Raw genomic sequence first — 14,443 nt, forward strand, 5'->3', positions numbered from 1 at the left:
GGCTGGCACTCGCCTCTATCCATCTCGTTCTCGATATTGAACACACACTCGCCAACCAGGCTAGTACCCCGCTCGGGCTGTGTGTGACCCGATTGAACCTTGTGCGCATGCCGATAATGGGGTATCGGTCACTGAATCGATCACGAGATGGTTTCAGAGGCGGCTGGCCGTCCGTGCTCGTACCCCGGCTCAGTGTGCGCAATGATGTGCCGACCTGGCAAGGGCTCGCCGGTCAGTCCAAGCCCGATCCGGCCAGCACGTCCGGCGACTCGTCGGCGATACCGAACCGCCATAAACGCGCGTAATGGCCTCCCGCGTCGATCAGCTCGTCATGGCTGCCCTGCTCGACGATCCGGCCGCCGTCCAGCACGACGATCCGGTCGGCCCGGGCCGCTGTGGCAAGCCGGTGCGCCACCACGAACGTCGTTCGCGATCTGGTCAGCTGCTCGCTCGCGGTCAGCACAGTCGCCTCCGTCGACGGGTCGAGCGCCGCCGTCGCCTCGTCGAGCAGCAGGATGTCCGGCTGCGCCAGTTCGGCCCGTGCCAACGCGACCAACTGGCGTTGCCCAGCCGACAGGCCTTGGCCTCGTTCGCCCACCTGTTGGCGGAATCCTTCGGAGAGCGTTGCGACCATCGGTAGTGCGCCTACCGAACGCGCAGCGTCTTCGACTTCCGCACGCGACGCCTCGGGCCGTCCGTACGAGATGTTGCGAGCGACGTCTCCGGTGAACAGGTGTGCTTCCTGGGGCACGACCCCGAGACGCTGCCGGAACGCGCTGAGGTCGTAGTCCCGCACGTCGACACCGTCCACCCGGACCGAGCCGGAGGTGACGTCGTAGAACCGGGCGACCAGCTTGACCAGCGTGGACTTCCCGGCACCGGTGGCGCCGACGAGTGCGACTGTCTCGCCAGGCGCCACGCGCAACGTCACGCGGTCCAACGCGGGCTCGTCCACCCCGGGGTAGTGGAACGAGACGTCTCGCAGATCCACCTCGCCGCGCAGGCTCGCCGGCACGGCAACAGGCTTCTCGGTTGGCCGCAATGAACTCGGCGTACGCAACAGCTCGCCGATCCGGCGAAGACCGACGCGCGCCTGTTGGTACCCGTCGAACACTCCGCTCAGCTGCTGCACAGGCGCGAAGAACAACCCGAGGTACAGCAGGAACGCCAGTAGTACACCCGGGCTCAAGCTGCCCTCAGCCACGCGCTGTGCGCCCACGACCAGCACAGCGGCCCGCGCGATCCCGGAAAGCATGTCGACAAAAGGGAAGTAGGTGGCGATATAGCGCTGTGCCCTGGCCCGGGACCGGCGATACGCGTCACTGCGGGCCGCGAAGGCTTCGGCGGACCGGCCCTCCCTGGTGTACGCCTGCGCCACGCGCAGCCCGGACACGTTCTCCTGCATGTCGGCGTTGACCGCGCTGACCCGCTCCCGTGCCTCCGCATAGGCCACAGAGGACAGTCGCTGGAAGATCACGGTGGCCACGATCACGATGGGCAGCACCGCCAGCGCGACCAGCGCCAGCGAGCCGTCCGTGGCGATCAACGCGACCGTCACCGCGACCACGGTCAGCAGGCTCGCCACCGCGGTCACCAGCCCGGTCTGCAGGAACGTCGACAACGCGTCGACGTCCGTGGTCATCCGGGTCATGATCCGGCCGGCCATCTCCCGCTCGTAGTAGTCGAGTCCCAGCCGCTGCAGATGTGCGTAGCTGCGGACACGCAACAGGAACAGCAGCCGTTCACCGACACGCGCGGTCAGCACCGTGCCTGCCGCAGACGTCAGCCAGCCGATCGCGACCAGCAGAACCCCGATTCCGGCGGCCAGCCACAGCCCGCCGGACCTGCCCGTGACAACGCCATTGTCGATGCCGAACCGCACCAGCGTGGGCAGGCTCATCGAGATGACCGCGTCCGCGATCACCAGCAGGCCCACCACGATGAGCGCCCACCGCACCGGCTTGAGCAGCCGCCGCAACGAGAACTTCGGGTCGGGTGTGGTCGGATCCTCGCCTGGCAGGTCGGGTTTCTCGGTCGCCGGGGGCAAAGCCTCGATCTGCGCGAGCAATTCCGGTGTCGCCGGGACGTTTCCGGCCGCCGCACCGGGCCCACCCCGGGCACCGGCCATTTGCAGGGCAGGAGCCGACTTGGAGGTCGCTGCCGGTGTTTGCTCCGCGTTCTCGGGCCACAGTGCGGGCGTGATTCCCTCGTGTGACAGTTGCTCAGGCGTGCAACTGCACTCCTCTTCGATCGCTTCGCCTTGGCTCGCCAGGAGATTCCGGTACAGCTCGCACCGGGCTGTCAACTCGTCGTGCGTGCCGATGTCGATCACGCGGCCGCCGTCGAGTACCGCTATCCGGTCGGCCAGAGCCAGGCTTGACCGGCGGTGGGCGACAAGCAGCGTGGTCCGGCTGGCGGTGATCTCCTTGAGGGTGTCGTGGATCGCGGCTTCGGTCGCGGTGTCCACAGCGGACGTCGCGTCGTCGAGGACCAGGATTCGCGGGTCGGTCAACAAGGCCCGCGCCAGCGCGATGCGTTGCCTTTGCCCGCCGGACAACGTCAGTCCGCGTTCGCCGACAGTCGTGTCATAGCCCTCGGCGAGGCTTGTGATGAATTCGTGCGCCTGCGCGGCTTTGGCCGCTGCGACCACTTCTTCCTCGCCGGCGTCCGGACGTCCGTACGCGATGTTGGCGCGAATGCTGTCGGAGAACAGGAAAGCCTCTTCGAACACGACCCCGACCGCGCGCCGCAGCTCCGCCAGCCGAAGCTCACGGATGTCCACGCCGCCGATCTTGATCGCTCCTTCGTGGACGTCGTAGAAACGCGGCAGCAGCATGGAGATCGTCGATTTCCCGGACCCCGCCGTGCCGACCAGCGCCAGCGTCTCACCCGGTTGAACCTGGATGTTCAGGCCGTTGAGCACAGGTTCGCTGCGGGTGTATCCGAACTGGACGCCGTCGATCGACACCGCCAATGGGCCATCCGGCACATCCCGCGCGTCCGCAGCCTCTTTGACCTCTGGCTGCGAGTCGATCAGGTCGTACACGCGCTCGACCCCAGCCCTGGCCAGCTGCGCGTTCACCACCAGACTCGACAGCAACCGCGCAGGGCCGACCAGGTTGGCCACATAACTCGTGAACGCCAGGAACGTGCCCAAGGTGACCTGGCCGTTGAGCGCCATCCAGCCACCGAGCGCCAGCACGCCGACCTGCCCGACCGCCGGCAGCGCCACCATCGTCGCGGCCGGTCTCGAAGTCAGCGCCGCAGCACGCATCCGTTCCGCGAACAGCTTGCGTGCAGCCTTCTCCAGCCGGGAGACCTCGCGGACCTCTTGCCCGAATCCCTTGACCACACGGACACCCGTGACGGTCTCTTCCACGTGCTGAGCCAGATCTGCGGCGCTCTGCTGGGCGGCCCACGTCGCCGGGAAGAGCAGCCTTCGGCTCCGAACGCCGACGATCACCACGGCCGGCGCCACCACGAGCGCGATCACGGTCAACAGTGGTGAAAGCCACAACATCGCGCCGATCGCGACCACCGCGAAGACCACAGTGCCGACCGCCAGCGGCACCATGGAAAGCAAGCCGTGCACGAGTTGCAGGTCCGTGATCGACCGGGATACGACCTGGCCTGTGCGCAGTGCGTCCTGTTTCGCGCCGTCGAGCCGTTGCACAGCCTGGAAAACACGCTGCCTCAGGTCGTGCTGCACGTCCAAGGCCAGCCGGCCGCCCAGATACCGCCGCACGAACGCGGAACCGAACGTAAGCAGCTCCATCACCACGAGCGCGGCCACCAGCCCGGCCAGCCCATCGGTGTGCCCGGCCACCGCGCCGTCGACGGCGACCTTGACCAGGATCGGCCCCACAGCCTGAAAACCGACCCCGATCACCGAAGCCAGTACGGAGAACAAGACCAGGCGGCGATGCCGCCAAGCCGCACCGGCCAGCCGCCGGATCCATCCAGGTGAGTTCTCAGGCACCCCGCCAGGTTATGCCGCCATACCGACAATATTGGATTTTCGCAGGTCAGGTGATGTCCCGCTGGCGTGCCACGAGGTAGCCGACGACGGCGAAGGCCAGTACGTAGAACGCGAAGATCAGGCCGCTGCCCCACCATGCCAGCTTGTCGGAGAGACCGAAGATGCTCTCGAACCCGTCGCGGGCCCCTTGCTGCTCGCGCCGGCTGGCGAACGGCAGGTTGTCGACGAGCAGGTCGAGCGAGTGCGCGCTGACCATCTGGCCGCCGGAGGTGTTGGGCAGGAACGGCGGGACCTCGCCGGCATCGTTGGTCCTGAGCACAATCGCGATGACCGGCTCGACCACGAGCACGTAGACGATGCCCCCGACGATGGTGCCGACCTGGTTGCCGATCAACGCACCGAGCCCGACGCCGAACAGCGTCCACAGCACCATCGCGAGCGCACCCGTGCCGGCCAGGGCGAACCAGTCGCCGGGGTCCGGGAAGTTGTTGCCCAGCAACGCACCCAGCGTTGCCGCGATCATGCAGACCACGCCGTACAGCGCGCCGATCGTGGTGTAGACGATCAGTTTCGCGGTCAGCACGGCACCACGCGTGGGGCCGGTCAGATAGCTGGTGGTGATCGTCTTGTGGCGGATCTCGCCGGTCACCGAGGTGCCACCGAGGATGAGGGCGAAGACGGTCGCGAAGTTGATGCCCTGGGCGAACGCGGGCAGCGCCAACGGGAACACGCCACCGACCTCGCGCTGCAGGTCCCCGACGAGGCCCAGCGCGGCGCCACCCCACGTGAATCCGAGGCTGAGCGCGGCGGCCGGGATGAGCAGCGCCCACCACAGTTTGGTGGTGAAGATCTTGCGGTACTCGGCTTTGATCAGGCGGTCCATCAGTAGCCACCCCCGAATCCCTGGCCGGGCTGCTGTGGATGTTGTTGCGGCGGTTGCTGTTGCTGCCAGCCGGGCGGTGGTTGTTGCTGGTACTGCGGTTGTTGGTATTGCTGTTGCTGGTACGGATCGAGGTTCGCGCCGGAGAACTGGCCGCTGGTCAGCTGGAAGAAGATCCGTTCGAGGTCGGCGTGTTCGGTGAGCATGCCGTAGATCGCGACCTGGGCCTGCAGCGCGATGTCACCGACCTGCTCGGGCGTCGCGCCGGTGACGGCGAGCCGGCCTTCCGGCAGGTGCTCGATCGCGGTCAGTTCGGCCTCCTGCAAAGCGGTGATCAGCTTCTGCGGGTCCGCGGGCCGCACCACGACCCGGGACTGCTGGGACTTGCGCAACCGGTCGAGCGGGCCGTAGTACATGGCCTGGCCACGGCTGAGGATCACGACCTGCTCGACGGTCTGCTCGATCTCGGCCAGCAGGTGGCTGGAGACCAGCACGGTCCGGCCGCTGCGCGCGAAGCCCTGCAGGAACGTCCGGAGCCACAGGATGCCCTCAGGGTCAAGGCCGTTCGCGGGCTCGTCGAGCACAAGCACTTGCGGGTCGCCGAGCAGCGCAGTCGCCAACGCGAGCCGTTGCCGCATACCCATTGAGAAACCACCCGCACCACGCTCGGCGGCGTCTGCCAGGCCGACCAGGCGCAACACCTCGTCCGCGCGCTGATCCGGAACACCGATCGCGGCCGCGTACACCCGCAGGTGATTACGTGCGCTGCGCTTGGGATGGAAACTCTGCGCCTCAAGCACGGCACCGACCACGCGGCCCGGGTTACCGAGGCTATGGAACGGCTGTCCGTTGATCGTCGCGTAGCCCGCTGTGGGCGTGACAAGACCGAGCAGCATGCGCAGCGTCGTCGTCTTGCCTGCACCGTTGGGGCCCAGGAAGCCGGTCACTGTGCCGGGCTCCACGGTGAAGCTGAGGTTCTGGACCGCCAGGACTTGACCGAACGTCTTGGTCAGGCCCTGGACCACCACCCGACCACTACCGTCGTGCACACGCCCTCCAGATCGCCCGGGTCATCAGTGGGCGACATCCTCCTCCACAGGGTGACGTCAGGCGCGGGGGACTGGCGGAATCTCCATCGTTTGTTCACATGCGAGCTCCGGCGGCACCTGCCCCGACCGCGACTTACGCAGCGCACGGAACAAGGAATTGCGTAGCGGACGCCTGCGTTCGCGATGCGGCAGACCTTCACCGATCAGGTGCTCATGTGCCATCCGCCACACCTGGCAAGGCCACCTGCGACCCCGCCAGCCGCGTGGACAGGCCGTGCATTTGCGGTCCGGACCCGGCTGGTGCACCGTCAGCAGCAGCCGCCACCCGTCGGCGAGCCGGCTGATCTCAGAGCGGGCCAGCGGAAGCAAGGTGGCCGGGTCCCCCTGTTCGGCCACCTGGTCAAGCAGATCAAGCCTGCGCAACACGGCTGCGCGAAGCACGTCGTCCAACGGATTGCTCATGGTTCACTCGCCCGCCCGGCCGCCTGGTCAAGGGCCTGCCGCAGTCTCTTGATCTGCTGCATGGACAGAACCGCCGAAGCACCCGGCGGCGGCACGAGCACCACCCGGCCCCGCTCCACCAGCACCGTCAACGCCCGATCACGCCCGAACGGATCAAGACACTGCACATCCCACCGCGGCTCAGCCACTGCTGTCCCAACCAGTCACCTTTACCCAATCGACATCTCCAGTCCCCACCTGAACCCCCAACCGGCCCCTTCTCCCGCCCGGTAAACCTTCCCCACCTGCCCTTTCTTCTCGTGACTGTCCACCCACCTCTGGGTTCCTGGGTGCTTCACCTTGAGTTTTTGCTGGTGATTGTTTGCCTCGCCGGCGGGCAGACCGCCAGGAGGAGGGGTGGGGGATCGCCGTCGTGGGACAGGTGGGTTGCGTCGGGTCCCCTCGTTCCAGCATGGCCTGCCCAAGGGTGAGCACGCATGTCCAGGACACCGCAATCGTGCGCTCGCCGGCGCCCCGTTACGGGTTGTTGTCCGCTGGGAAGCGCCGAGCTTGGGTTGCTCGCCGCTGTGTTGCGGCGCCCTGGACATGCGTGAACAGGCTTCGCCCAGGTCATACTGGAGCGAGGGAACCCACGAAGCAGCCCTCTGCTGCGCTAACGCGCCAAACGGGGCAAAGACACTCGGGTGGTCGCCAACCCGGCCTCTTTGATCTCGGGGGCGCTGACCACGCCCGCCAGCACCTCCAGCCTCGGCAACCGGTCCCACGTGCCGCTCGGGGGCGCCAACCGGCCCTCTCCCTGCGCCCACCCAAGCCCAAACCACGAACCCTCAAAGCCTGCGAGTGGCCAAGCACCCAAGCGCCTGCGACAGGCGAAGCACTCAGGGCCCTGTGAGTGGCGAAGCACTCAAACTGCGGCTATGGCGCTCCGCGCCGTCAGCCGCGCCAAGCCGAATCGCGGCATAACGGAACGTGAGGGTCTGGGGGCTCGGCCCCCAGAAGGAACAGACTGAGTCTCGCGGCAGCGAAGGTGCGAAGCACCGAGTAGCCGCGGGAACGAGACGAAGGACGGCCCGCTCAACCAGCCTGGGGGTCACCGGGAGCGGGCCGTCAGGTACAGCTTAGGCAATAAAGTCGTTTCGCGCTGCATCGGGGGGCTGGTATGTCGGTGATTTTTATCAACACAACGTCGTTGTCGTTGGTTAATCGGCAATGCGGGGCGTGATTTCGCAGCTCGGGGCGTGTTTGGTCGTGCGTCTTGAACGTTTGTTCCCGTGATCGACGTCTCTTGGGGGCTGTGTTGACTGCCCTCTGGGACGGCTGAGCGGGCCCGCGATGTGTCGCGGACCCGCTCAGTCTGGGGGGTGTTCGTCTAGAGGACGTGGGTCAGTTGGGTGTGCTTGAGGTTGTGGGCTTCGGCGACTGGGGCGTTGGTGAGGGCGCCTGCGTGCATGTTGAGGCCGAGGGCGAGGGAGTGGTCGTCGCGCAGGGCTTTTTGCCAGCCTTTGTCGGCGAGGGCGACTGCGTAGGGGAGCGTCACGTTCGTCAGCGCGTATGTGGAAGTGCGCGGGACGGCGCCGGGCATGTTGGCGACGCAGTAGAACACTGACTGGTGGACCTGGTAGGTCGGGTCGTCGTGCGTGGTGGCCTTGGAGTCGGCGAAGCAGCCGCCTTGGTCGATGGAGATGTCGACCAGGACTGAGCCGGGCTTCATGCGCTCGACGAGTTCGTTGCTGACGAGTTTGGGGGCCTTGGCGCCGGGCACCAGCACGGCGCCGATCACCAGGTCGGCTTCCAGGACCGCCTGCTCGAGGGAGTAGCGGTTGGACGTGAGGGTCCTGATCCGGCCGTTGAAGTCGATGTCGATCTGGCGGAGCCGGTCGACGTTGGTGTCCAGGATCTCCACGTCCGCGCCCATGCCTTGGGCGATGCGGGCCGCGTTGACGCCGGCGACGCCGCCGCCGATGACGACCACGCGGGCTGGGTGGACGCCGGGGACTCCGCCGGGCAGGACGCCACGGCCGCCGGAGGGGCGCATCAGGGAGTAGGCGCCGACCTGGGGCGCGAGCCGGCCGGCGACCTCGGACATGGGGGCCAGCAGCGGGAGGGCGCCGTTGGGGGTCTGGACGGTCTCGTAGGCGATGCCTGTGGTGCCCGCGTCGAGCAACGCGCTGGTCAGCGGGGCGTCGGCGGCGAGGTGCAGGTAGGTGAAGAGGACCTGGTCCTTGCGGAGGAACTGGTACTCCGAGGCGATCGGCTCCTTGACCTTCAGCACCATCTCGCCTTCGGCCCAGACCTCTTCGGCCGTGGCCAGGATCTTGGCGCCGGCGGCGAGGAACTCCTCGTCCGGGATCGCCGAGCCGAGACCGGCGTCGGCCTGCACGAACACGTCGTGGCCGCGGGAGGTGAGCTCGTGGGCGCCGGCTGGGGTGAGGGCGACCCGGTACTCGTGGTTCTTGACCTCGCGGGGGACAGCGATCTTCACGGGATGCTCCTCTGCCAATCGGCCAACCGGGTGCTTTATCCCACGGTGACGGACACTTGGAGTCGTGTCATCGTGCTCGGGGCACTATTCGAGCCTCTTGTTGTTGTCGTGGGAGCACAGTTGCTAGGCCCAACGGGTCGTGGCGAGCTGGACGGTCACCGCGAGCCGGACGTCCGGATCGTCCAGATCCAGGCCGGTCAGATCGATCAAGCGGGACATCCGGTACCGGAGGGTGTTGGCGTGGATCTGCAGTGCACGTGCCGCGGCCTTGGGGTCGCCGGGGTGCCGTAGCCATTCGTACAACGTGTCGACGTATGACGAGCCGGACTCTTCGTCGTGGGCGCGCAATATCGACAGAGGCCCCAAATCGGCGGCGCCGGTTGGCACGGCAGCGGCTGAGACGCGGTGCAACGCGATTACCGACCATGCTTCGTCGTGGCTTGCGGCGGGACCGTTGACCAACCCCGCTCGTACGAGACCGAGAACTTCCTCGGCCTGCGCACGTGACTCAGCCAGTTCGACGATCTCCGCGGGAGAGCCGACGCCGACAAGGGCCTGAGTCTCGGTACGCAACGCGTCACGAAGGGCAGGCCAACCCGCGTGGTCGGGCACGATCGCATAGAGCACGCCGTGCAGGTCTGTCACGGCCGGGCGACGTCCAACCCCAGCGGTAATGCGCTCCCACAAAGCCAGCCGTAGGCCTTCGGCGCCGAGCGCGTCAGTTGTGTCCACGTCGATGGCGACGACCCTGTGCGGCTCGTCTTCAAGATCGAGTTCGGCCGCGGCCAGGCGGACGCTGCCTTTTCCCTGCAGGACGGTCCGGACCAGCTCAGCGGACCGGCGGCGTTCGGCGTCGGCCAGCGCGCGGCGACGCAGCAGGTGCAGTGCCACAACTGGCGCGGTGTCGGCGAAAGCAGCGGCGCGCTCGTCGGAGACCGGCCCGGGCACCACGGCCCACATCGAGCCGAGCAGTTCGCCGCCCATCCGGATCGGCACGATCAGCCGCGGCAAGGTGCCGTCCTTCTGGGCGGGTACGAAGATCGTGGTCCGGCCCCGACTGAGCTCACGGAACACGCCGCGGGACCGGAATCGCGCGAGCACGTCGTCCGGCACGCGCCTGCCCATGATCGTGGACACCCGCGCCGGGTCTGTGCGGTCCTGGCGAGCGGAGTACGCCAGCACCCGCGAGTTCGCGTCCTCGATCGTGACCGGCGCGTCTACCACTGCGGCCGCCGCGTCGGCCAGCCGGAACAGGTCGCCGAGACCGGCGTTGCCGGGCTCGACTGCGTGCTCGTCGTCCGCGGCGGCGTCCAGAATCGTGCGCAGCAACCAGACCAACTGCGCCCAGGCTGCTGCGTGGTGCACCTCGATGACCGCTGTGCCGGTCGACCGGGCCGCGCTGAGCACGCCCGCGCTCGCGGCGAGAGGTGGCTTGAGCAGAACCGCGGCAGCACCCTTCGTGCCACAGTGTTCGACCAGCTCAGCGGCCTTGCCGGCGGTGTTCACCGTGACGCCGAGGACGAGGTCGCCGTCGGCCACATGGGTCCTCCTGCCGAGCTCCGCGATCACCACGTCGCTGACGACCCGGTCGCCGGCCAGCACAGTGCGCAGGAGCGTCGGGCCGACCCGGTCGACCACGCCCTGCACAGTGATCATGAGTACCTCCCTGCTCAGGAGATTCAGTGTCGTCTGTTTGCGCCAAACTTTCGCCCTATCCGCACGCAACCTTTCGCGTACTCATGCCGTCTTTGGAGGTAGAGGGTTTAGCAGCGCACGCTCTGGGGTACTGCGTTAGCGGTTCACCACAGAGGGTGACAGGGCTGGGGCAGACGCACCCGGGCCTGCCGGGTATTCGAGCGGAGGTGTGGCCGTCATCGGGGGCGGTCACACTTCCGCACCCGCTTTTCGGGTGAATCCGATAATCCTTTGTCGACTAAGAGATTTCCCGCGATGATGGTCAAGTGTCCCAGCAGCTGCATGTTCTGAAGACCGCCACCTCAACCGATCCGGTGACGGTGATGCCGCTGCGCCTGCAGTTCGACGACGCGGACACGCCGATCGACGTTCTCGACGCGCTGAGCATCGCACCATTCGCCGGAGGCGACCTGCCGTTCGCGCGGACGGGCAACGTCAAGCGCGTCCGCAAGGAAGCGGCACTGTTGCCCGCTAACGCGACTGTCATCCGGGTCGCCCAGGACAACGCCCGTAAGGCCGTGCTCGCGACCGGCGAAGGCTGGATGCTCCTGGCGTCTCGCTGGGAGGAGGGCGCGCGGGTGACCGTCACGGCGATCAACGACGAGCTCGCCGAGCGCGTGCTGGCCGAAGCGATCGACGGTGCCGAAGAGCCGGAGACCGAGGACGTTTCGGTTGTCAGCATGGGTTTCTGGTACTTCGACGGCGTGTCGCGCCGGCGTGTCCGGGATATCGCCGCGCCCATGTGGCCGGAGATCCGGGGCAACTACACCGCGGGTGTGGCTACCGCGTTCGACCGTCTTCTCGCGACCACGGCCGACAACCTCGCCGGGCGTCTGTTGCTGCTGCACGGTCCGCCGGGCACGGGCAAAACGACCGTGCTGCGGGCGATCGCGCAGTCGTGGCGCAAGTGGTGCCAGGTGGATTGCGTGCTCGACCCGGAGCGGCTGTTCGGCGACCCTGCATACCTGATCGAAGTCGCCATCGGCGTGAGCAACGACGACGAGAAGCCGTGGCGGTTGTTGCTGCTGGAGGACTGTGACGAGTTGATCCGCGGGGAGGCGAAGGCCTCGACCGGGCAGGCGCTGTCCCGGTTGCTCAACCTCACCGACGGCCTGCTCGGGCAGGGCACCCGGACGCTCATCGGGATCACCACCAACGAGAACCTGGCACGCCTGCACCCGGCGGTGACCCGGCCTGGCCGGTGCCTCGCACAGGTCGAGGTCGGTCCACTGACCCATGCCGAGGCAAGCGCTTGGCTGGGTGACGCCGGTGTCGCGCCGGGCACCGGTGCGACCCTCGCCGAGCTGTACTCGATCCGGGAGGGCACGGCACCGGTCGTGGCCGACACCCAGGATCAGCACGCGAATCTGTACCTCTAGAACCGTCCGAACAGGACAGTGGGAACGCTGAGCACCGCGACCGCCTGCATCCCCTTGGCGTTCGGATGCATCGGCGCGGCCGGTGAAGCCGGGATCAGGCCCTCGACCCATCTGCGGTCGGGGGCCTGACACGCGTCATGACCGGACGCGAACGCGTACGGGTTGACGAAGGACGCCTTGTTCTTACGCGCTTGGGTGGCGAGTTCGGCGTTGAGCTTCCTGCCGACGCCGTCGAAATAAGGCGCGTCACCGGTCGCGAACGGCACGACAGGGAAGCAGCTTCCCTGCGCGGGAAGGATTCGCAGGTACCCGACCACGACCACGTGCGCCTTCGGTGAACGCTTGTGGATCTCCTTGATCACGGCGGCGATCTTCGGTCCGACCGCGGTGACTCGGGCGGCGAGCTGGTCCTTGCCGCCTGCCGTGTAGTGCCGTTCGCACGGGTTGCCATTCGGGTCCTTCATGGCGAGGCTGCCGCAGGTCTGCAGGATCTCGCCGAACCCGATGTCGTTGCCGCCGATCATCAACGTCACCAGCTGTGTGTCCGCGCGTAACGCGTTGAGCTGCGGCGGGTTCGTGCCGCCGGACACCTGCTGCGGCGACGTCATGTCGACGGTCCGGGCGCCACCGCAGCTCACGTCGGTGAACGTAGGGATGCGCAGCCATTTGGCGATGAGTGACGGATAGTTGTGGTCCGACCGCGTGCATCCGGCCGGCAGCCCGGTTTGCGCCGGGATGCCGGGACCGGAGGCGTAGGAGTCGCCGAGCGCGACGTAACTGCGGTACAGGCCGTGCTGTTGGTCCGCCGCGGCCGGAGCGGCCATTAGCAGTCCGAACAGCGTCACTACCAGCACGATCACTCGCATGGCTGACAACCTAACAAGACAACACGCGGCGTAGTACGTTCTCCAGCGTTTCTTTGTCCGCCTGCTCGGACGTCCGCCAGGCGACGATCCCGTCCGGCCTGATCAGGCTCGCGCCGTGGGCGCTGATTCCGAACCTCTCGGTGTGTTCGCCGAGGTCGTGCACTGGCAGGTTCGTGACCTCCTGCCAGCGGCCGTCCGGTCCGGTCAGCAGCACCCAGCCGGTGCTCCACAGGTCCAGTGTAGACAGACCGGACGGCAGGATCACGTGCGGCGCCCGGAAACCCGGTTCGCCCTGGAGCTCGAGCGGGTTCTTCACCGGTGAGCCGTCGTCGTTCTCGTCGATCACCGCACTGGAGTGGCGCCGTTCGCCCAACATCGCCTCCACCGCGCCGACCGACGCCGGGATGTCGTCACCGGCCAGGTGCGGCGCCATTCGCTGGACGTAGTTGAACAGCGATTCGCCGACCACGATCCGGGCCGAGTGCTTGCGTTCCGCCTCATAGGTGTCGAGCAGGCCCGGGCCTGCCTCGCCGTTCAGGACGGCAGCCAGCTTCCAGGCGATGTCGAAGCCGTCGCACACGGCCGCGTTGCCGCCCAGCCCGCCCGTCGGCGGCGTCACCTTCGCGGCGTCGCCGACGAGGAAAACCCTGTTGTCACGCCAACGTTCGGCGATTCTGGCGGCCATCTCCCACGGGCCACGCCAGACGATGTCGGGCTGGAGATCCGGCATGGCCAGCCCGGCTCTGATCAACTCGGCGCAGCGCTCAACCGGGTAGTCCGCGAAGCTCTCGCCGTTCTCCGGGTGGTACTCGACCGAGAAGATGTGCCGGCCGGGAACGCTCGTGGTGACGAAGGCGCCGGTGAAATCCTTGTTCTGCAAGTAGTACAGCCACATGTCCTTGTCGGTGAGCAGTTCCGACAGGTCGGCGTTGAACACCATGCCGATGTGGTTGGCCAGCCGGCCCTTGCCGAACCGGGGGATGCCCAGCTTCTCCCGGACCCGGCTGCGGTTTCCGTCCGCGGCGATCAGGTACTGGGCCCGGACCTCGTCGGTGCGGCCGGTATCGCGCTCCAGCAGCTGTGCGGTGACACCGTCAGTGTCCTGCTTGAACGACACGAGCTCGGTGCCGAACCGGAACCGTGCGCCGTGGTTCTCGGCCTGGGCCATCATGATCGGCTCGGCCTGGTCCTGGCTCGCCGACCCCCAGCCGGCGGGCGTGACCTTTTCGACGGCCGACTTCAGCTCGTCGAGATTGCCGATGATCGTCTGGTGGATCGGGCCGCGGACCGTCTCGGCCACCCTCATCTTGAGCCCGGTGTCCTCGGCGACGGCCTTGATCTGCTCGTCCACGCCCGCGATCCGGAGGAATTCCATGGTCCGGGGATATTGCCCGGACGCCCGCGGATGTATGGACGTGCTCTCGTGCCGCTCGACGACCGTCACATCCACGCCCCGTTTTGCCAGGAACATCGCTGTCGACGTGCCGCCCAGTCCCGCTCCGACTATCAGTACAAGTGCCTCAGCCATGAGAGCATCTTATGAACTAAGAGACTAGTTTGACAAGATGTCGTTTTGGGAAAGAGTCTTACGACTCGCCGAGAAGTGGCGGATCACCCGAACGGGTAGGGCCGGTTCCAGCAAGTGGACGCG

At 67.2% G+C, this 14,443-nt stretch carries 10 protein-coding genes; 1 reads left to right on the top strand and 9 read right to left on the bottom strand.

Features of this window, described 5'->3' with window-relative positions:
• Positions 1-232 precede the first annotated feature (232 nt).
• The 7 genes from JOF56_RS16445 to JOF56_RS16475 all read right to left on the bottom strand — a co-directional run bounded on the left by JOF56_RS16445 (position 233) and on the right by JOF56_RS16475 (position 10,508).
• On the bottom strand, positions 233-3,979 hold the full coding sequence (locus JOF56_RS16445) for an ABC transporter ATP-binding protein (protein ID WP_209638719.1): 3,747 nt from the start codon (positions 3,977-3,979) through the stop codon (positions 233-235).
• 46 nt (positions 3,980-4,025) lie between these two features.
• The gene (locus JOF56_RS16450) at positions 4,026-4,862 is read right to left on the bottom strand and encodes an ABC transporter permease (RefSeq protein WP_209638721.1); all 837 of its coding nucleotides are present in this window, start codon (positions 4,860-4,862) and stop codon (positions 4,026-4,028) included.
• On the bottom strand, positions 4,862-5,908 hold the full coding sequence (locus JOF56_RS16455; protein ID WP_209638723.1) for an ATP-binding cassette domain-containing protein: 1,047 nt from the start codon (positions 5,906-5,908) through the stop codon (positions 4,862-4,864). The genes JOF56_RS16450 and JOF56_RS16455 overlap by 1 nt, the downstream gene beginning before the upstream one ends.
• A gap of 57 nt (positions 5,909-5,965) precedes the next feature.
• Positions 5,966-6,370, bottom strand: coding sequence for a hypothetical protein (locus tag JOF56_RS16460; RefSeq protein WP_245378275.1), 405 nt, complete (start codon positions 6,368-6,370; stop codon positions 5,966-5,968).
• Complete coding sequence (locus JOF56_RS16465) at positions 6,367-6,558, bottom strand: hypothetical protein (protein ID WP_209638725.1); 192 nt, start codon at positions 6,556-6,558, stop codon at positions 6,367-6,369. Before JOF56_RS16465 ends, JOF56_RS16460 begins: the two co-directional genes overlap by 4 nt.
• A 1,181-nt stretch (positions 6,559-7,739) precedes the next feature.
• Positions 7,740-8,852 carry an alanine dehydrogenase gene (ald, locus tag JOF56_RS16470; RefSeq protein ID WP_209638727.1) on the bottom strand — a complete coding sequence of 371 codons (1,113 nt, stop codon included), beginning with the start codon at positions 8,850-8,852 and terminating at the stop codon, positions 7,740-7,742.
• Between the two features lie 123 nt (positions 8,853-8,975).
• A complete protein-coding gene (locus JOF56_RS16475) occupies positions 8,976-10,508 on the bottom strand; it encodes a PucR family transcriptional regulator (protein WP_209638729.1) in 1,533 nt (510 codons plus the stop codon).
• A gap of 305 nt (positions 10,509-10,813) precedes the next feature.
• Here JOF56_RS16475 and JOF56_RS16480 point away from each other — a divergent pair, with 305 nt between their 5' ends.
• A complete protein-coding gene (locus tag JOF56_RS16480) occupies positions 10,814-11,926 on the top strand; it encodes a DUF5925 domain-containing protein (protein ID WP_307855129.1) in 1,113 nt (370 codons plus the stop codon).
• Here the strand turns inward: JOF56_RS16480 and JOF56_RS16485 are convergent.
• Together JOF56_RS16485 and rdmE are read right to left on the bottom strand one after the other, a co-directional pair.
• Complete coding sequence (locus JOF56_RS16485) at positions 11,923-12,792, bottom strand: SGNH/GDSL hydrolase family protein (protein ID WP_209638732.1); 870 nt, start codon at positions 12,790-12,792, stop codon at positions 11,923-11,925. The genes JOF56_RS16480 and JOF56_RS16485 overlap by 4 nt on opposite strands.
• Positions 12,793-12,802: 10 nt before the next feature.
• Positions 12,803-14,320 carry an aklavinone 12-hydroxylase RdmE gene (gene rdmE, locus JOF56_RS16490; RefSeq protein WP_209638734.1) on the bottom strand — a complete coding sequence of 506 codons (1,518 nt, stop codon included), beginning with the start codon at positions 14,318-14,320 and terminating at the stop codon, positions 12,803-12,805.
• Positions 14,321-14,443: the final 123 nt, after the last annotated feature.

Source organism: Kibdelosporangium banguiense (assembly GCF_017876405.1).
Lineage (GTDB): Bacteria > Actinomycetota > Actinomycetes > Mycobacteriales > Pseudonocardiaceae > Kibdelosporangium > Kibdelosporangium banguiense.

What these genes read in the sequence shown, in the direction of transcription:
- rdmE (WP_209638734.1), bottom strand. Translation starts at nt 14,320, where the DNA reads ATGGCTGAGGCACTTGTACTGATAGTCGGAGCGGGACTGGGCGGCACG.
- JOF56_RS16475 (WP_209638729.1), bottom strand. Translation starts at nt 10,508, where the DNA reads ATGATCACTGTGCAGGGCGTGGTCGACCGGGTCGGCCCGACGCTCCTG.
- JOF56_RS16450 (WP_209638721.1), bottom strand. Translation starts at nt 4,862, where the DNA reads ATGGACCGCCTGATCAAAGCCGAGTACCGCAAGATCTTCACCACCAAA.
- JOF56_RS16460 (WP_245378275.1), bottom strand. Translation starts at nt 6,370, where the DNA reads ATGAGCAATCCGTTGGACGACGTGCTTCGCGCAGCCGTGTTGCGCAGG.
- JOF56_RS16485 (WP_209638732.1), bottom strand. Translation starts at nt 12,792, where the DNA reads ATGCGAGTGATCGTGCTGGTAGTGACGCTGTTCGGACTGCTAATGGCC.